We start from the raw sequence: 17,783 nt of genomic DNA, 5'->3' as shown, positions 1-17,783 counted from the left end.
ACAGCCGCGAATGGAGTCTTCGGACCACCTCGCCTAAAGTAGGGGCGCCCAACCAGGGGCGCCTTTGTCGTTTCTCCACCCGGAACCGTTCCCGCGACGGTGCTCGCGGTGGGGGCCGAGAAGGTGCCAGTCCGCCAAGTCCGCGCCCGGGGTCAAGACCACCGACGGGCACTGCCAGCCCGAACGCCCGTCGGGGCGCTCGCAACAGCAGGCGGACAGAAGTCCAGAGGTTGCTCGAACACTGATGGAGAGAGACATCGCCGACGACGTGGCCGAGCCGCAGACGCGTCCGCTGCCCGGAACCGATCCGGGCCCCGCGGCCACCTCGACGACCCCGACCCGACCGCACCCGGTGACCGACCGCAGCGACATGGTGCTCGCCCCGGCGGCACCGGCCGGCGAGCACGACGAGGCCAACCCGTGGGCGTGGGTGGAGACCGAGTACGACGCCGAAGCCGAGGCCGACCTCTCGTCCTGCCAGGTCACCGCCGTGCTGGTCACCTTGGACGCGGCGTCCTGGCTGCCGCAGACGCTGAACGGGTTGGCCGCGTCGACGGTTCGGCCCCAGCGGTTGGTGGCCATCGACAACGCCAGCGCCGACAACACCCGGGCGATCCTCGACCAGGCGCTCGCGGTCGGGCTGTTGGACGCCGTCTACTCCGGCGAGCGGGGGTTCGGCTTCGGCGACGCCGTCCGCTCCGCGCTGGCCCAGGATCACGCCGCGCTGCTCGCCTCCCCGCCGCGGCAGGCCCGGCGGACCAGCACCCCGGTGGGCGGGCCAGGACAGTCCTGGCTCTGGCTGCTGCACGACGACGCGGTGCCGGCGCCGGACGCGCTCGAACAGCTGCTGAGCCATGTCGTCCGCCAACCCGGCATCGACATCACCGGGCCCAAGCTGCTGCTGCCCAAGCCACGCCAGCACGCCCAGCAGATCAGTGAGATCGGTGTTTCCATCTCGGGCACCGGACGGCGCGAGCTGCAGCTGGAGGCCGGTGAGATCGACCAGGGGCAGCGGGACGAGCCGCAGGCACGGCTCGGTGTCTCCACCTGCGGGATGCTCGTCCGCACCAGCGTCTGGGAGGAGCTGGGCGGGCTGGATCCGGCCCTGCCGGTGTTCCGCGACGGCGTCGACTTCGGCTGGCGGGCCCATCTCAGCGGCTACACCGTGGTCACCACCCCGGCCGCGGAGCTGACCCACCGACAGGTCGGTCACGCCGGGCTGCGACGCCGCGGTGCCGCCGGCCGCCGGCCGGCCCGCATCGACCGAGAGCTCGGGATGGTCGTCGTTCTCGGTCACGCACCGTCCCGGCTGGTGCCCTTCATCTGGCTCCGCCTGGTCTGGAGCTGTCTGCTGCACGCCTTCGGCTACCTGCTCGGCAAGGTCCCCGGCCGGTCGGTGGACGAGTTGGCCGCATTGTGGTCCTTCGTCCGGCACCCCGACCGAATCCGGGCGTACCGCCGCCGACTGGCGGAGCTGGATGTGGTCGCCGGCACCGGCCCGCTGGTCGACAAGCTCCGGCCGCCGTGGTGGTCCAGTCTCAAGGTGGCCTCCGAGACGATCTCCGCGGTGGCGTCGGACCGCTATCGCTCGGTCGCGGGCGACGCCGAGATCCCGCTGCTGGACGAGCTGACCGGCGACGACTTCGCCAGCACCATCGAGGAGCGCCGCTCCAGCCCCTGGTTCTCCCCGGTGGTGATCGCGGTGGTGCTCTCGGTGGTCGGCAGCATTGTCGCCGCGCGGTCGCTGCTCACCACGGGCGCGCTGACCGCGCCCGCCCTGCTGCCGGCCCCGGCCAGCCTGTCGGCGCTCTGGCAGTCGGTGGTGGCGCCGATCTCCGGCGCGCCGACGCAGATCGCCCCGCCCTGGCTGGTCTTGTCAGCGCTCGGCTCGACGGTGCTCGCGGGGCGGCCGGAGTGGTTCGTCTTCACGGTGCTCTGCCTGGTCGTGCCGCTGGCCCTGCTGGCGGTCTACCCAGTGGTGCGACACGCCATCCATGACCGGCGGGTGCGGCTGTGGGTGGCCGGCACCTACGCCCTGCTGCCGGTGTTGCTCGGCGGCAGCAACCAGGGCCGGCTCAGCCTCGGCGTGTTCGCCATCGCCCTTCCGCTGTTGATGCTGGCCGTCCGTGCGCTGGTGATGCGGCGCCCGCGAGCGCCGGAGGCCTGGCGTGGCGGCTGGGGAGCCGGCGTGGTGCTGGTGGCCCTGGTCGCCTTCGAGCCCTCGGTGATGGGAATGGCCCTGATCGCCGGTCTGGTCGGAGCGGTGGCGCTCCGGCGGACGCCGCGCAAGATCGGGCGGATCGGGATCGCTCTCGCTGTGCCGCTGGGAGTCCTCGCGCCCTGGTGGCCCAGCGTCGTCACCGACTGGGGTCGGCTGCTGGTCGGGCCGGACTCAGCGTTGGACGGAGCCGGAGCGGCCGTCGAGGTCTGGCAGCTGCTGCTGGGGCGTCCGGGCGGCGAGGGTCTGCCACCGCTGTGGCTCGGCGCTCTGATCTTCGGGGTGATCTGGCTGCTGGCGCTGGTCGGGGTCGGTCGCCGACCGCGCAGCCGCGCTGTGGTCGCCGGGATCGGCACCAGCCTGCTGGCCTTCGCCATCGCGATCGTCTTGTCCCGGCTGGTGGTCAGCGTGCCGCCGATCGGGATCGAGGTACGCCCGTGGGTCGGCACCTATCTGCTGATCGGGTTCGCCGCGCTGCTGATGGTGGCCGGGGTGGGTACCGACAAGATCTGGGTCGACCTGGGCGACCGCAGCTTCTCCGCCGTGCAGCCGGCCACCGTGCTGGCCGGGGCGTTGGTCGCCCTGGTGAGCCTGACCGGTGCCGGCTGGTGGGTCTGGGCCGGTGCCTCCGGGCCGGTGCAGCGGACCCAGCTCAACGCGATCCCGCCCTACGTCCGCAACGCGATGGCCGGGGAGGCGGCGGTGCGGGTGCTGGCGGTCGACCTGACCCAGCCCGAGGCCCGCTTCTCGGTCTTGGCCGGCGACGGGCTCCGCCTCGGCGACGCCGACCGTGGCTTCGCCTTCGGCGGTTCCACCGAGGCGCCGATGCTGGCTCAGGATGCCCTCCTGCGGCTGATCGCCGGCACCTCCGACGCCGGTATCGCCCCACAGCTGGCCGACCTGGGGATCGACTACGTGTGGGTGAGCGGCGCCGATGACGCCGAGCGGGCCCGGATCGACAACACCCCCGGGCTCGGTGCCGCCAGCGGCAACGCGCGCGGCACGGTGTGGCAGCTGGAGCCGGCCGTCACCCGGGCAGCGGTGGTCGGTCCGGACGGCTCCGTCCCGGCCCAGTCGGGCATGGTCGTGGCGCCCGGGCCGCAGGGACGTACGCTCCGGCTGGGGGAGGCGGCCGACCGCCGCTGGCGGGCCACCCTGGACGGCGTCGCGCTGACGCCGGTCGGCGGCAGCTGGCAACAGACGTACGCCCTCCCGGCCGCCGGCGGCCGGCTGGAATATCGGCTGAGCACCCACACCGGCTGGTGGTGGGCCGGTTCCGGGCTGCTGCTGCTGGTGGCGGTGGTGCTGGCCGCGCCCGCCGTCCGGCGACCCGAGGTCCGTGATCCCGCCAAGACCGCCCGCCGCTCGGCCGTCGTCACCGGCGTCGAGCCGATCGCTACGCCGCGCAAGGAGACCCGATGAGCACCGCCGTCACGCCTCGCACCGGCTGGCGACCCGGTCGCGGCTCGCTCGCCGTGCTGCTGACGGTGATCGCCGTGGCGCTGCTCGCCGGCGGTGGCGCTGTGCTGCGGCCCGAGTCGGCCACCTTCGTCCCCGCCCCGGTCCCGGTCGTCGGCCGGACGAGTGCGGTCTGCACCGTCGGACCCGACGAAGCCGGCAGCAGCACCACGGTCGCCGCGGTCGCCACCCGGCAGGCACCTGGCCGGGAAGGGTCGCTGCGGGCCGTTGAGCTCGGCGCCACGACACCGAAGGTCCAGATCACCGAGCAGGGCAAGGGGGCCGCGCTGGTCGACCAGCGCGCGTCCGTGGTGCTCAACGGCGAGGGCGTGATGGCTGTCGCGAGCGGCGGCGGGGTGCTCACCACGGCCACCTCCGGCGTCGAGGAAGGGCTGATGGCGGCGCCGTGCCTGGCTCCGGCCACCGAGCACTGGTTCCCCGGCGTCGGCGCCACCGCCGACTCCCGCACCGACCTGGTGCTCACCAACCCCGACGACACTCAGGCCGAGGTCGACCTCCGGTTCTACGGCAGGAACGGGCTGGTCGTCGTGCCCGGCAGCCCCGGCGTGGTGGTCGGGGCCCGGTCCAGCCGCACCATTTCGCTGGAGTCGCTGGTCGGAGTCGCCGGTCCGCTCACCGTTGAGGTGCAGGCCGACGACGGGCGGGTGAGTGCCGTGGCCCGAACCCTGCGCAGCACCAAGCTGAAGCCGGCCGGCGCTGACTGGCAGGTGCCGTCGAGCGCGCCGAGCACCCACGTGGTCATCCCCGGCATCCCCGAGGGCGCGGGTGGGCGGGCGCTGGTGGTGACCAATCCCCACACGGTTCCCGCTGAGGTGTCGGTCGAGGTGCTGAGCATGCAGGGCAGCTTCGCCCCCGCCGGCGCCGACACCGTGACGGTCCCGCCGGAGAGCACCGCCACCGTCAATCTGGCCCCCGGCGTGGCCGGCACCCCGGCCGCCATCCGGCTGACCAGCCCGCAGCCGGTCACCGGCTCGGTGGTGTCGACCAGTGCGCGGACCGACGCGACCCCGGACGTTGCTGTGCAGTCGGCGGCCACCCCGATCACCGGGACGGGCCTGGTGGCCACCGCGACCAGTGACCTCGCCGACAGCGAGCTGGTGCTCAGCAACGACAGCGACACCGAGGTGACGGTGGGCATCGAGGTGCTCAGCTACGACGGTGTGGTGCTCCGCACCGACGACGTCACGATGGGCCCGAACAGCACCTCGACCCGGCGGCTGAACTCGCCGGCGCCGTCCTATCTCGTGGTCCGGGCACCGGCCGGCGCCCAGGTGGTCGGCGGTGTCGTGCTGTCCCAGCCGGACGGCGAGACCGCCGGGCTGGCTACCGTCGGGCTGGTGTCACCCGACGTGGCGGGGCGGGCACCCGAGGTGACCCCGGATCCCACGGTCGGACGCTGAGCGTTCGAGGGCCGTCGGCGCTCATCGCTCAGTCGGGATCGTCCGCTGCTCCTTCGGGGTCGATGTCGTCGACCGAGCGACCGGTCAAGGCGGCCAGCTGCTCCACGATGGTGCGGTAGACGAGGATCCGCAGCCCTCGCCGCGACGCGGCACGGTGCTCGAGCGGTCGCCGATAGACCACCACCTGCGCCATCCGGTCGGCGTCGGCCTCCAGCGCCGCAGCCAGCGGGACCCGGTCGCTGGACCAAGCGGTCTCCAGCAGCGGTACGTCCTCCACCCCGAAGGTGACCCCCACCAGGGCCTCGGGGCACTGGGTGGCGATCCGCTCGACGGCCGCGGCGACCGCGTCGGTGAAGAAGTCCGCCTTGGTGGCCGGCCGTGGCGGGACGGCGGGCCGCCCGGACAGCGGGTTGGCCAGGGCGAGCGGTCCACGTAGGCCGCGCTGATGACGATCACGACGGCTGGGCACCCGGTGAGCCTAACCTGTGCCGTCGCCGCACCGAGTGTCGCGACGCCATCGCGGGCGGGTCCGGGTAGCGTCACGTCGGTGAGGACGAGACGGTGTTCGCGGTCGGGGTGCCACGGCGCCGCCGTTGCCACGTTGACCTACGTCTACGACGACTCGACAGCTGTCCTCGGACCGCTCGCGACCCGGCACGAACCCCACTGCTACGACCTGTGCCAGCGGCATGCGGAGAATCTGTCGGCGCCGCTCGGCTGGGAGGTCATCCGGTTGGTGGATGAGTCGGACCCGGCGCCCAGCACCGACGACCTGCTCGCACTGGCCGACGCCGTCCGCGAGGTCGGGTTGTCCTACGACCAGCCCGTCGACCACCACGAGGACCGCACCGTCCAACGCCGATCCGGCATCGTCGAGCTCGGCCGGCGGGGTCATCTGACGGTGCTGGCCGACCCCGACGCCTGAGCGGAGGGTGCCCGGAAGGTGCCCGGAGCCGCGCGAGGTCTCAGATCAGTCGTAAGATGCCGCGATGATCAAGCCGGGAATCTTCAAGGCCAACGACATCCGCGGCGTGGTCGTCGGCCCGGACGCCGAGTGGGACACCGCCGGGGCCTACGCCATCGGTGCTGCCGTGGCGGACGCCATGGGGCTGGCGGAGCGCAGCCCTCGAGCGGCCATGGTGCTCGGCCGTGACATGCGACTCACCAGCCCCGAGCTGTCAGCCGCCTTCATCCAGGGCGTGACCAGCCGGGGCGTCGACGTGGTCGACATCGGGCTGGCCAGCACCGACGGGCTCTGGTTCGCCTCCGGTCGGCTCGACCTGCCCGGCGCGATGTTCACCGCCAGCCACAACCCGGGTCACTACAACGGCATCAAGTTCTGCCTGGCGGGGGCACGCCCGGTCTCGTCGGAGCTGCTGCGCACGGTGGCTGACCGGGCGATGCACACCGACCCGGCCCTCGCCGCTGAGCCGGGCATCGTGACCGAGGCCGATCTGCTGCCCGACTACGCCGCGCACCTGCACTCCCTGGTGGACCTGACCGGCGCCCGCCGGCTCCGGGTGGTGGCCGACGCGGGCAACGGGATGGCCGGGCACACGCTGCCCGCCGTCCTGGGCTCGGCCGACCTGGAGCTGATCGGTCTGTTCACCGACCTCGACGGCTCGTTCCCGAACCACCCGCCCAACCCGCTGGAGCCGGAGAACCTGCGCGCCGCACAGGCGGCCGTCCGTGAGCACGGTGCGGATCTGGCCCTGGTCTTCGACGGTGACGCCGACCGGTGCTTCCTGATCGACGAGCACGGTGCGGTGGTCAGCCCGTCGGCCATCACGGCCATGATCGCCAGCCAGGAGCTGGCCCGCGAGCCGGGGGCCACCATCGTCTGCAACACCATCACGTCCCGGTGCGTACCCGAGACGGTCACCCGCCTCGGTGGTCAGATCGTGGTGACCAAGGTCGGCCACACCTTCGTCAAGGCCGCGATGGCCGAGCATGGCGCCATCTTCGGCGGCGAGCACTCCGCCCACTACTACTTCCGCGACTTCTGGGGTGCCGACACCGGGATGCTGGCCGCGCTGCACGTGCTGGCCCTGGTCGGCCGCAGCGACGTGGGCCTGTCCGACCTGGTGGCCCGGTTCGCCGGCTACACCGAGTCCGGCGAGATCAACTCCACGGTCAGCGACCCGGCCGGGGTGACCGAGCGGGTCCGGCAGGCCTTCGCCGGTCGCGGGGAGCTGGACACCACGGACGGGCTGACCATCTCGGCCGCCGACTGGTGGGTGAACCTGCGCTCCAGCAACACCGAGCCGCTGCTGCGTCTCAACGTGGAGGCCCGAGACCCGGCCCACACCGCGGCCCTGCGCGACGAGGTCCTCGGCATCGTCCGCGGCTGAGGCACCCCGAGTACGATTCCCGGGCGCACCGGCCGCTCTCGGTGTAGCACAATCGAGCATCCAGACGTACGTCCCCACGACCCGAGGAGTCCCATGGCTGTCGAACTGGCACCCGAGCTGCTGGAGATCCTGGCCTGCCCGAACTGTCACGGCGCGCTGGCAGTGGACCACGACCGCGACGAGCTGGTCTGCCTGGCCGCCGACTGCGGTCTGGCCTATCCCGTCCGCGACCAGATCCCGGTGCTGCTGATCGACGAGGCACGCCGCCCGGACGCGGCATGAGCGGACCGGTCAGCGCTGCGCCGGCGGTGCCGCACGCCGTGGGCGGACCGCGCTGATGGCGGTGTTCGAAGACTCCTGGCTGGAGGACCGGCGCCACCTCGATGCGGCCGACCCGGTGCTCCGCCGACTGGCCGAGGCCGGCGCCCGACTCCGGCAGGAGATGGGGCACGCGCTGGCTCCGATCGAACAGCTGGCCGCCGGCGACCGGCCTCGGGCCGTGGTCGCGGTGGGCGCCGAGGCGCGCTTCATCCGCGCCATGCTCGAGCCGGTCTGCCCGGTCCCGTTCGTGGCCTGGCCCAGCCACGGCCTGCCCGGCTGGGTCGGCGCGCTCGACCTGGTCGTGGTGATGGCCAGTGAGGGCGCCTCTGCCGGTCTGGTGGCCACCGTGCACGAGGCGGTCCGTCGCGGCTGCCTGCTGCTGATCGCCTGCCCGCCCAGCTCGGCCGTGGCCGAGCACGCCGCGGGTCGCTCCACCGTGGTGCTGCCCACCAGCGCCGCCGACCCGCTGGCGGCGGCGGTGGTCGTGCTCGCCGCCCTGCACCGGCTGCAGCTCGGGCCGGCCGTCCACCCCGACGAGGTCGCCGACGCGATGGACCGGGTGGCGGCCGACTGCTCGCCGTTCGCGGACATCTCCGAGAACCCAGCCAAGGATCTGGCCATGGGCTGGGCCGACACCCAGCCGCTGGTCTGGGGCGGCTCGGTGCTGGCGTCGCGGGCCAGCCGCCGGCTGGCCGAGGCGCTGCGCGCAGCCAGCGGCCGGGCCGCCCTGGCCGCGGATGCCGACGAGCTGCTGCCGATCCTGGACTCCGCCGCACCGCACGACCCGTTCGCCGACCCGTTCGAGGACACCTCCCTGTCCGACCGCCGGCCGTGCCTGGTGCTGCTGGATGACGGCAACACCGACGAGGTCGTCCGCTCATCGACGTCGCGGTTGCTGGCCGCCGCCGAGCGCAACGACGTCCGGGTCTGCCGGATCGAGCACCGCGAGGGCAGTGACGTGGAGCGCTACGCGGTGCTGCTCCAGACCGGCATGTTCGCGGCCGTCTATCTCGCCGTCGGGCTCGGCCGCTACTCCGAGAGCTGAGGGTCCGCCGCGCCGCTCTGCCGGCGGCGCCGCGGGTCTGGCAGGATGTCCCACTGTGAGTGCAGAAGGTGGGACCAAAGCCGTCGTCGCAGCCCTGATCGCGAACAGCTTCATCGCGTTGACCAAGTTCGGCGCCTGGCTGCTGACCGGGTCGTCATCGCTGCTGGCCGAAGCGATCCACTCGGTCGCGGACGCCGGCAACCAGGCGCTGCTGCTGGTGGGTGGCCGACGTTCCCGCCGGGCGGCGACACCGGAGCACCCCTTCGGCTATGGCCGCGAGCGCTACGTCTTCGCCTTCATCGTGGCCATCGTGCTGTTCTCCGTCGGTGGCCTGTTCGCCCTCTACGAGGCCTACCACAAGTTCCACGAGCTGCAGGAGGGTCACCCCAACTCGCTGCTGGAGAGCCAGTGGTGGTGGGTGCCGCTGGTCGTCCTGATCGCCGCCATCATCGCGGAGAGCCTGTCGTTCCGCACCGCGATCCGCGAGTCGAACCGGGCCAGGGGCAAGCAGACCTGGGGCAAGTTCATCAAGTCGGCCAAGTCGCCCGAGCTGCCGGTCATCCTGCTGGAGGACCTGGCCGCCCTGCTCGGCCTGGTCTTCGCCCTGCTCGGGGTGTCGCTGACCCTGCTGACCGACAACGGCTACTACGACGTCGCCGGCACGGCGGCGATCGGCCTGTTGCTGGTGGCGGTGGCCGTCGTCTTGGCCATCGAGACCAAGAGCCTGCTGCTGGGTGAGTCCGCCGGGCCCGACGTGAACGCCAAGATCGAGCAGGCCATCGTCGACACCACCGGGGTGAGCCGGATCATCCACATGAAGACCCTGCACCTGGGTCCGGAAGAGATCCTGGTCGCGGCCAAGATCGCGGTCGACCCGGTGGAGACCGCCGCCGAGGTGGCCGAGGCCATCAACGCCGCGGAGGTCAAGGTCCGGGCGGCGGAGCCGATGGTGACGGCGTTGTATCTCGAACCTGACGTGTATCTCGAGAACTACGAACCCGCCCCGCGACCGGCGCGACCGTCCGCGCCGAGCCACTGAGGTCACCGTGTCCGAACCGGTCACACCTCGGGTGGTCTGGGTCCTCAACGGGGTCAACCTCGCCCGGCTGGGGCGCCGCGAGCCCGCGATCTACGGCAGCACCACCCACGCGGAGCTGGCCGAGCAGTGCGTACGCCGGGGGAACGAGCTCGGTCTGACGGTCGAGGTCCGCCAGACCGATGTCGAGGCCGAGCTGATCGGCTGGCTGCACGACGCGGCCGACCGGTCCATCCCGGTGGTGCTCAACCCCGGCGCCTGGAGCCACTACTCGATCGCGGTGGCCGATGCGGTGGCCCAGCGGACGGCCGACCTGGTCGAGGTACACCTGTCCAACATCCATACCCGCGAGGAGTTCCGGCACCACTCGGTGATCAGCCGGTGCGCCACCGGGGTGATCGCCGGGCTGGGACCGGCCGGCTATCTGGCCGCTTTGGACTTCCTGTCCCGCTGACGTCTGCGGGCGCGTCGCGGGCGTCCTGGGCGGGCACCTTCGGGCGCGGTGATTGGTGTCGCCATGGCGCACCCCCTAGGCTGCGGAGCATGGATTATCGCGTCGCAGACCTGAGCCTGGCCGAGTTCGGGCGCAAAGAGATCACGCTGGCCGAGCACGAGATGCCCGGCCTGATGGCCATGCGCTCCCAGTTCGGGGAGTCGAAGCCACTGGCAGGAGCCCGGATCGCCGGATCGCTGCACATGACCGTCCAGACCGCCGTACTGATCGAGACGCTGGTGGACCTCGGCGCCGAGGTGCGCTGGGCGAGCTGCAACATCTTCTCCACCCAGGATCACGCTGCGGCCGCCGTGGTCGTCGGCAACGGCACCCCGGAGAACCCCCAGGGTGTCCCGGTCTTCGCCTGGAAGGGCGAGTCGCTGGAGGAGTACTGGGACTGCGCGCTGGAGATCCTGGCGTGGCCGCAGGGACAGCGCGCCAACATGATCCTCGACGACGGCGGCGACGCCACGCTGCTGGTGCATAAGGGTGTCGAGTACGAGAAGGCGGGCGTCGTCCCGGAGGCCACCGACGACGATCCCGAAGAGATGGGGATCATCCTCGCCCTGCTGCGTCGGACCCTGTCCGACGGCGTTCCGTGGACTGAGATCGCCAACGAGATCAAGGGTGTCACCGAGGAGACCACCACGGGTGTGCACCGGTTGTATGAGATGTTCCGGAACTCGCAGCTGCTGTTCCCGGCCATCAACGTCAACGACTCGGTCACCAAGTCCAAGTTCGACAACAAGTACGGCTGCCGCCACTCGGTCATCGATGGTCTGAACCGGGCCACCGACGTCCTCATCGGCGGCAAGGTGGCCGTGGTCTGCGGCTACGGCGACGTGGGCAAGGGCTGCGCCGACGCGCTCCGCGGCCAGGGCGCCCGGGTGATCGTGACCGAGATCGACCCGATCTGCGCCCTGCAGGCGGCGATGGACGGCTACCAGGTCACCACCTTGGAAGAGGCGCTGCCGCTGGCCGACATCTTCGTCACCGCGACCGGCTGCTACCAGGTGATCACCGCCGACCAGATGAGCCGGATGAAGCACCAGGCGATCGTGGCCAACATCGGCCACTTCGACAACGAGATCGACATGGCCGGGCTGGAGAAGATCCCCGGCATCGTCCGCAACAACATCAAGCCGCAGGTCGACGAGTGGATCTTCGACGCCGACGGCAAGGGCCGGCACAGCATCTTGGTGCTGAGCGAAGGCCGGCTGATGAACCTGGGCAACGCCACCGGGCACCCCAGCTTCGTGATGAGCAACTCCTTCACCAACCAGGTGCTGGCGCAGATCGAGATCTTCACCCGCCCCGAGCAGTACCCGGTCGGGGTGTACACCCTGCCCAAGCACCTCGACGAAGCGGTGGCACGGCTGCACCTGGGCGCGCTGGGAGTCAAGCTCACCGAGCTCTCCCCGAAGCAGGCCCAGTACCTCGGCGTGCCGGTCGAAGGACCGTACAAGTCCGACCACTACCGCTACTGACCAGCTCGCTCCCGGCGCGACGCGAGCGCGTCGTGCCGGGAGAGCTGCTCCGCTGCGCCCGATAGAGGACGGCCACCGTTGAGCACCAAGGTCGCGGTCGAGCACCGCACCACCTATCGCTTCGACCGGCCGGTGGCCCTCGGACCTCACGTCATCCGGTTGCGTCCCGCTCCGCACACCCGGACACCGATCGAGGCGTACTCGCTGTCGATCACTCCTGCTGAGCACTTCGTCAACTGGCAGCAGGACCCCTTCGGTAACTACCTGGCCCGGGTCGTCTTCCCGACCCGCTCCGACATCCTCGACATCACCGTCGGGCTGGTCGCCGACCTCGAGGTGATCAACCCCTTCGACTTCTTCGTCGAGGACTACGCCGAGCGCTACCCGTTCGACTATCCGGCCCCGCTGGCCGGCGACCTCGCACCGTATCTGGCTGCCCAGGACGGCCGCGGCCCGGTGCTCGACGGCTGGCTGGGCAGGCTCGGGGCACAGCCCGCCACTGGTCGGCCGGTGATCGAGTTCCTGGCCGAGCTCAACGCGGCGGTCAACCGCGACGTGGCGTACTCGGTCCGGATGGAGTCGGGAGTGCAGACGCCGGACGAGACCCTGAACCGGGGGATCGGCTCCTGCCGGGACTCGTCCTGGCTGCTGGTCACCGCCCTGCGGTCCCTCGGCCTGGCCGCCCGCTTCGTCTCCGGCTATCTGGTCCAGCTCGCCGCCGACCGGCCCACGCCCGATCGCACCGGTGCTGGCACTACCGCCGGCCAGGACGTCACCGATCTGCACGCCTGGGCCGAGGTGTACGTACCCGGGGCCGGCTGGATCGGGTTGGACCCGACGTCGGCGCTGTTCGCCGGTGAGGGCCACATCCCGCTCGCGGCCACGGCGCATCCCTCGTCGGCGGCGCCCGTCACCGGCGCCACGGAGCCGTGCTCGGTCACCCTGGAGTTCTCCAACACGGTGCGCCGGGTGCACGAGGACCCTCGTCCCAGCCGGCCGTACTCGCCGGCGCAGACGGCGCAGCTGCACCGCGCCGGCGAGGCCGTCGACGCACGGCTGGCCGCGGCCGGGATCGAGCTCGCCATGGCCGGCGAGCCGAGCTTCGTGCCGATCGACGCGGCGGATCCGGCTACGGCGTCGGTCCGGGCCGCCCAAGCGCTGGCGGCGGCGCTCCGGTCGACCTACGCACCGAGCGGGCTGGTGCTGCACCCCGAGCCGGGACGGACCGTGCTGCTCAACCGCACCGACGGGCAACCGGTGTGGAACGCCCAGCACCTGCTCGTCGACCCGCCCGACGACCCGCCCGACCCTTCCGCGCCGCCGGCAGGCTCACCTGACGCACCGGCCCTGGCGTCGCACCTCGCCGCCGAGCTGACCAGCGCCTTCGGGCTGCCGGCCAGCCAGTGCGTGCCCTGCCGCGAGGAGTCGGGACCCGACGCGCCGAGCGCCTGGCTGCTGCCGCTCACGCCGGCGTGGTGGGGCGACAGCTGGACGAGTCTCCGACCGAGCCCTGGACCGGTCATCCTGCGGCCCGGCTCCGGCCCCGCCGGCTCCCGGCTGCCGCAGAGCCGGGCGGGTGGGGCCGACGTCGTCGGCGAGGACTCCTTCCACGCCCGGCTCGCCTCCCCGCTGCCCGGCGCCGGGGCGCCGACCCCCCGGGCCACCGTGGTCGCCGCGCCCGGGACCACGGCCGACGCCGCCGTCGTGGTGCAGGCCCGGAACGCGGCGGTGTACGTCCACCTGCCGAGGCTGGCCAAGCTCGAGCACTTCATCCAGCTGGTCCGCGTCCTCGACACCGTGGTCGGCCGACTCGGCACCGCCGTCGTGGTCGAAGGTCACCTGCCACCGCAGGATCCCCGGTTGACGACGCTGGCCGTGACCGCTCGCGCCGGTGTCGTCGGAGTGGAGACGCCGCGTGCCGCGAACTGGGGTGAGCTGAGTGAGCTCACCCGGACCGTGTATCGGCTGGCGACCGAGCACGGGCTGCGGGCCGAGACGTTCGGGCTCGATGGCCGGCCGGCCGACACCGGCGCCGGCAACCCCCTGACCCTGGGTGGCTCGGAGCCGTCCCGGTCACCCCTGCTGCGCCGCCCGGACCTGCTGGTCAGCCTGCTGACGTACTGGCAGCACCATCCCAGCCTCAGCTATCTGTTCTCCGGTCGCTTCGTCGGCCCCCATGGCCCCGCGCCCCGGGTGGACGAGAGCCGGCCCCGCGACCTGGACGAGCTGGAGCTGTCGTTCGACGAGATCGAGAACCAGGCCGACCCCCAGCACCGACCGTGGCTTGCGGACCGCGCGCTGCGGCACCTGCTGGCCGACGACGCCGGAGATCCGCGGCGGGCCGAGTTCGACCTCGACCGGCTGTACAGCCCCGAGGCGATGGCTGGCCGGCTGGGCCTGCTCACGCTCCGCGGGATCGCCATGGCACCGCACCCGGAGATGGCGATGGCGCAGTCGCTGCTGGTCAGGGCTCTGCTGGCGCGCTTCGCCGACGAGCCGTACCGGGCGCCGCTGATCCGCTGGGGGAGCGCCCTGCAGGACCGGTTCGGGCTGCCGCACGCCATTGCCGCGGACCTGGCCGCTGTGCTCGCCGACCTGCGCGCGCGGGGCATCGAGCTGGACCGGTCGTGGTTCGAGCCGCAGCTGGAGTTCCGGTTCCCGCTGGTCGGGCGGGCCCAGGTGGGAGAGGTCGCGCTGGAGCTGCGGACGGCGATCGAATGGTGGCATCTGCTCGCCGCGGCGCCGTCGCCGCACGGCACCGTCCGCGACGTCGACGCGTCCACCGAACGGGTGCAGGTGACGGTGACCGGCCTCGTCCCGGATCGCCAGCTGCTCACCTGCAACGGTCGGTTGGTGCCGCTGACGCCCACGTCGGTGTCTGGCCAACTTCTGGCCGGGGTACGGTTCCGGGCGTGGAAACCTCCGTCGTCGCTGCACCCGACGCTCGACAGCAATGCGCCGTTGCGGTTCGAGGTGGTCGATCGTGCTGACCGGGTGTCCTTGGGCGGGGCGACGTATCACGTCGTCCACCCGGGCGGTCGCAGCTATCACCGACCGCCGGTGAACGCCACCGAGGCCGAGGCGCGGCGGGCGCGCCGGTTCGAGAGCCAGGGTCACACCACCGGCGAGATCGACATCGAGGCGCTGGACGCCCAGGCGTATGCCGGCGGCGGCGATCACCCGATGACGCTGGATCTGCGCCGTCCTTCGCCACGCCGCTGGGGACGCCCGTGACCAGCCGTTCGGGCTCGCGCCGCGCCGAGGTGGCTATCCGGTGAGCGTTCTCAGCCGTTACCTGGCCGCGGCCGGGCAGCCGACCATGTTCGACCCCGGTCCCGCCTACGACGAGTTCGCCCAGCCCGACGGGACGGTGCGGCCCGCCTGGTCTCCGCTGCTCGGAGGTCTCGACCTGCTCGCCGACACCGATCTGACCCGGGCTGCCCGGGAGGTGGCCCGGCTGCTGGAGGACGACGGCGTGACGTACACGCCCAGCCCGGCGTCGTCGGTGTCGATCGCCGACGAGACGTCGCCGGCCGACGTGGATGCCCACCTGGCCACCGCGCGCCCGTGGCAGCTCGACCCGTTGCCGCTGGTGATCGAGGACCGGGAGTGGGCCGCGCTGGAGGTCGGCTTGGTGCAGCGAGCCGAGCTGCTGGACGCGATCCTGGCCGACCTCTACGGCACTCAGCGGCTGCTGGCTGAGCGTCGGCTTCCGGTGGCCGCCGTGCTCGACCACGAGGAGTTCACCCGGGCCGTGGTCGGCATCGACCCCGGCCGCCGGGGTCCGCTGTTCCTGCTGGCCACCGATCTCGGCCGCGCCGCGGACGGGCAGTGGACGGTGATGGCCGACCGGACCCAGGCCCCCTCCGGCGCCGGCTTCGCGATGCAGAACCGACGGGTCGTGTCGCGGGTGCTGCCCGAGCTCTATTCGGAAGCCCACCTGCACCGGCTGACGCCGTTCTTCCACGCCATGCGGATGGCGCTGGTGGACGCCGCCCCGACCCAGGTGGAGGACCCGCGGGTGGTGGTGCTGAGTCCCGGCACGCACTCGGAGACCGCGTTCGACCAGGCGTTCCTCGCCTCGCTGCTCGGCTTCCCACTGCTCGAGGGCAGTGACCTCACCGTCCGCGACGGTCGGGTCTGGATGCGGGTGCTGGGCAAGCTGGAACAGGTGGACGTGATCCTGCGCCGGGTCGACTCCGCCTTCGCCGACCCGCTGGAGCTGCGGCCGGGATCGCGGCTCGGGGTCGCCGGGCTGCTGGAGGCGGTACGCCAGGGCACCGTCAGCGTGGTGAACAGCGTCGGGTCGGGGATCTTGGAGAACCCGGCCTTCCTGCCGTACCTGCCCGACCTCAGCCAGCACCTGCTGGGCGAGCCGCTGCGGCTGCCGTCGGTGGACAGCTGGTGGTGTGGCGAGCCCGCCGGACTGAGCCACGTGCTGGCCAACCTCGAGTCCCTGGTCGTGCGCTCCATCAGCCGGGCCGACGGCCGCAGCATCCGGGGCGCGGCCCTGTCCCGGGCGGAGCGGGAAGCCGTGGTGGCCAAGATCAAGGCCCGGCCGCACCGCTATGTCGGCCAGGCCGTCTTGTCGCTGTCCTCGGCCCCCACCGTCGCGGCCGACCGGGTCGTCCGCCGCAACGTCGTCCTGCGCAGCTTCGCGGTCCGCAGCGGCCTGTCCTACACCGCGATGGTCGGCGGGCTGGCCAAGGTCAATGACGACGCCGATCCGACGCGGGGCGCGCTGGTCACCGGACCAGGGCCGGCCCTGGCCAAGGACGTCTGGGTGGTCAGCCACGACCCCGTCGCCGCCACCGCGGGCTCCGTGGTGGGCGTCGGCCAGACCGGCGCCGGACCGGCCTCCGCCGGGGCCGGGAACGCTGCCCGGCTGGACCTCCCCCGGCAGGTCCCGGCGTTCGCCGCGGTGGCGTCCACCGGGGCCATGGTGCCCAGGGTGCTGAGCGACCTGTTCTGGTTCGGCCGCTATGCCGAGCGCGCCGAGGACCTGCTCCGCCTGGTGCTCGCCGTCCGCCACGTCGCGGTGGAGACCGACCTCGGCGCCACCGGCGAGCAGTCGCTGTCGGTGCTGCTGTCGGCCGTCACCCACGTCAGCGCCACCTATCCCGGCTTCACCCAGTCGGCGGCCACCTCGGCCCAGCTGCGCACGGCGTTGAACCCGCAGCTGCGCGCCATGCTGTTGGACCGCGCTCGGCCCGGCACCGCCGCACAGTCGCTGACCGCCCTGTCCACCGCTGCGGCCGGCGTACGCGATCAGCTGTCGGAGGACGTCTGGATGGTGCTCGCCGACGTCGACCGCGCGATGACGGCGCTCCGCAACGCCCCGCAGGATCAGGGCGCTCAGCTGGCCGACACCGCCGAGCGCATCCTGTCCGGCCTGCTGGCGCTGGCCGGGATCACCAGCGAGAACATGGTCCGCGACCCGGGCTGGTATCTGCTGGACTCCGGCCGCGGACTGGAACGGGCGCTGCAGCTGGTGACCCTGCTGCTGGCCACGCTGGGCCGGGAACGCTCGCCGGTGACCGACGCGCTGGTGACCGAGGCGGTGCTGTCCGCGGCGGAGTCGATCGTCACCTTCCGGCGCCGCTACCGGGGCCGGAGCGGGCCGGCCGCGGTGCTCGAGCTGCTGGTCACCGACTCGCACAACCCGCGCTCGGTGGCCTATCAGCTGCAGCGGATCGGGGCCGATCTGCGCAGCGTCCCCAACACCACGCCGACCGCTCGGCCGCTGCGGCTGCTGGAGGACCTGGTCGAGACGCTGCGGGCGGCCGACCTCGTCGCGCTGACCGTGACCGACCGGGGCGCGCGGCCCGAGCTCCAGCGTTTCCTGACCGGGCTGCAGGACCAGCTGAAGGCGCTGTCCGGCGCCATCGCTGACCACTACCTGAAACTCCAGCCGCTGCCGCAGCCGTTGTGGCGCACCGAGACCACGGGGTGA

12 protein-coding genes are annotated in these 17,783 nt (G+C 72.4%); 11 read left to right on the top strand and 1 reads right to left on the bottom strand.

The genetic code is table 11. From position 1 onward, the window contains the following. The first annotated feature begins 244 nt into the window (after nucleotides 1-244). Nucleotides 245-3,640 carry a glycosyltransferase gene (locus tag AC1XX3_RS01890; protein ID WP_483319376.1) on the top strand — a complete coding sequence of 1,132 codons (3,396 nt, stop codon included), beginning with the start codon at nucleotides 245-247 and terminating at the stop codon, nucleotides 3,638-3,640. Beyond that, nucleotides 3,637-5,097 (top strand): DUF5719 family protein, encoded by a 1,461-nt coding sequence (locus AC1XX3_RS01885; protein ID WP_483319375.1) that lies wholly within the window; start codon nucleotides 3,637-3,639, stop codon nucleotides 5,095-5,097. The genes AC1XX3_RS01890 and AC1XX3_RS01885 overlap by 4 nt, the downstream gene beginning before the upstream one ends. Before the next feature lie 28 nt (nucleotides 5,098-5,125). Here AC1XX3_RS01885 and AC1XX3_RS01880 read toward each other — a convergent pair whose 3' ends face one another. Continuing rightward, complete coding sequence (locus AC1XX3_RS01880) at nucleotides 5,126-5,566, bottom strand: metallopeptidase family protein (RefSeq protein WP_483319374.1); 441 nt, start codon at nucleotides 5,564-5,566, stop codon at nucleotides 5,126-5,128. 78 nt (nucleotides 5,567-5,644) lie between these two features. On the opposite strand from AC1XX3_RS01880, the gene AC1XX3_RS01875 reads away from it, so the two are divergent. The 9 genes from AC1XX3_RS01875 (at nucleotide 5,645) to AC1XX3_RS01835 (ending at nucleotide 17,783) form a co-directional block, all read left to right on the top strand. Continuing rightward, nucleotides 5,645-6,022, top strand: a complete 378-nt coding sequence (locus AC1XX3_RS01875) for a DUF3499 domain-containing protein (RefSeq protein ID WP_483319373.1) — start codon at nucleotides 5,645-5,647, stop codon at nucleotides 6,020-6,022. A gap of 64 nt (nucleotides 6,023-6,086) precedes the next feature. Continuing rightward, a complete protein-coding gene (locus AC1XX3_RS01870) occupies nucleotides 6,087-7,448 on the top strand; it encodes a phosphohexomutase domain-containing protein (RefSeq protein WP_483319372.1) in 1,362 nt (453 codons plus the stop codon). A gap of 93 nt (nucleotides 7,449-7,541) precedes the next feature. Then, the gene (locus AC1XX3_RS01865; RefSeq protein ID WP_483319371.1) at nucleotides 7,542-7,730 is read left to right on the top strand and encodes a Trm112 family protein; all 189 of its coding nucleotides are present in this window, start codon (nucleotides 7,542-7,544) and stop codon (nucleotides 7,728-7,730) included. Nucleotides 7,731-7,785: 55 nt separating this feature from the next. Continuing rightward, entirely contained in the window at nucleotides 7,786-8,814 is a 1,029-nt protein-coding gene (locus tag AC1XX3_RS01860; RefSeq protein WP_483319370.1) for an SIS domain-containing protein, read from the top strand. Nucleotides 8,815-8,869: 55 nt separating this feature from the next. Then, nucleotides 8,870-9,853 carry a cation diffusion facilitator family transporter gene (locus AC1XX3_RS01855; RefSeq protein WP_483319369.1) on the top strand — a complete coding sequence of 328 codons (984 nt, stop codon included), beginning with the start codon at nucleotides 8,870-8,872 and terminating at the stop codon, nucleotides 9,851-9,853. A gap of 7 nt (nucleotides 9,854-9,860) precedes the next feature. Continuing rightward, nucleotides 9,861-10,304, top strand: coding sequence for a type II 3-dehydroquinate dehydratase (locus tag AC1XX3_RS01850; RefSeq protein WP_483319368.1), 444 nt, complete (start codon nucleotides 9,861-9,863; stop codon nucleotides 10,302-10,304). Between the two features lie 89 nt (nucleotides 10,305-10,393). Then, nucleotides 10,394-11,830 carry an adenosylhomocysteinase gene (gene ahcY, locus AC1XX3_RS01845; RefSeq protein ID WP_483319367.1) on the top strand — a complete coding sequence of 479 codons (1,437 nt, stop codon included), beginning with the start codon at nucleotides 10,394-10,396 and terminating at the stop codon, nucleotides 11,828-11,830. A gap of 78 nt (nucleotides 11,831-11,908) precedes the next feature. Further along, nucleotides 11,909-15,064, top strand: a complete 3,156-nt coding sequence (locus AC1XX3_RS01840) for a transglutaminase family protein (RefSeq protein WP_483319366.1) — start codon at nucleotides 11,909-11,911, stop codon at nucleotides 15,062-15,064. Nucleotides 15,065-15,104: 40 nt separating this feature from the next. Beyond that, nucleotides 15,105-17,783 carry a circularly permuted type 2 ATP-grasp protein gene (locus AC1XX3_RS01835; protein WP_483319365.1) on the top strand — a complete coding sequence of 893 codons (2,679 nt, stop codon included), beginning with the start codon at nucleotides 15,105-15,107 and terminating at the stop codon, nucleotides 17,781-17,783.

This window comes from Microlunatus sp. M237, from assembly GCF_056896895.1.
Note: the sequence above shows the minus strand (reverse complement) of the source record. Positions and strands in the feature narration are given on the sequence as shown.

Bases quoted from the DNA above. Each gene is read 5' to 3' on its own strand.
- AC1XX3_RS01890 (WP_483319376.1), top strand. From the start codon at position 245: ATGGAGAGAGACATCGCCGACGACGTGGCCGAGCCGCAGACGCGTCCG.
- AC1XX3_RS01885 (WP_483319375.1), top strand. From the start codon at position 3,637: ATGAGCACCGCCGTCACGCCTCGCACCGGCTGGCGACCCGGTCGCGGC.
- AC1XX3_RS01870 (WP_483319372.1), top strand. From the start codon at position 6,087: ATGATCAAGCCGGGAATCTTCAAGGCCAACGACATCCGCGGCGTGGTC.
- AC1XX3_RS01865 (WP_483319371.1), top strand. From the start codon at position 7,542: ATGGCTGTCGAACTGGCACCCGAGCTGCTGGAGATCCTGGCCTGCCCG.
- AC1XX3_RS01860 (WP_483319370.1), top strand. From the start codon at position 7,786: ATGGCGGTGTTCGAAGACTCCTGGCTGGAGGACCGGCGCCACCTCGAT.
- ahcY (WP_483319367.1), top strand. From the start codon at position 10,394: ATGGATTATCGCGTCGCAGACCTGAGCCTGGCCGAGTTCGGGCGCAAA.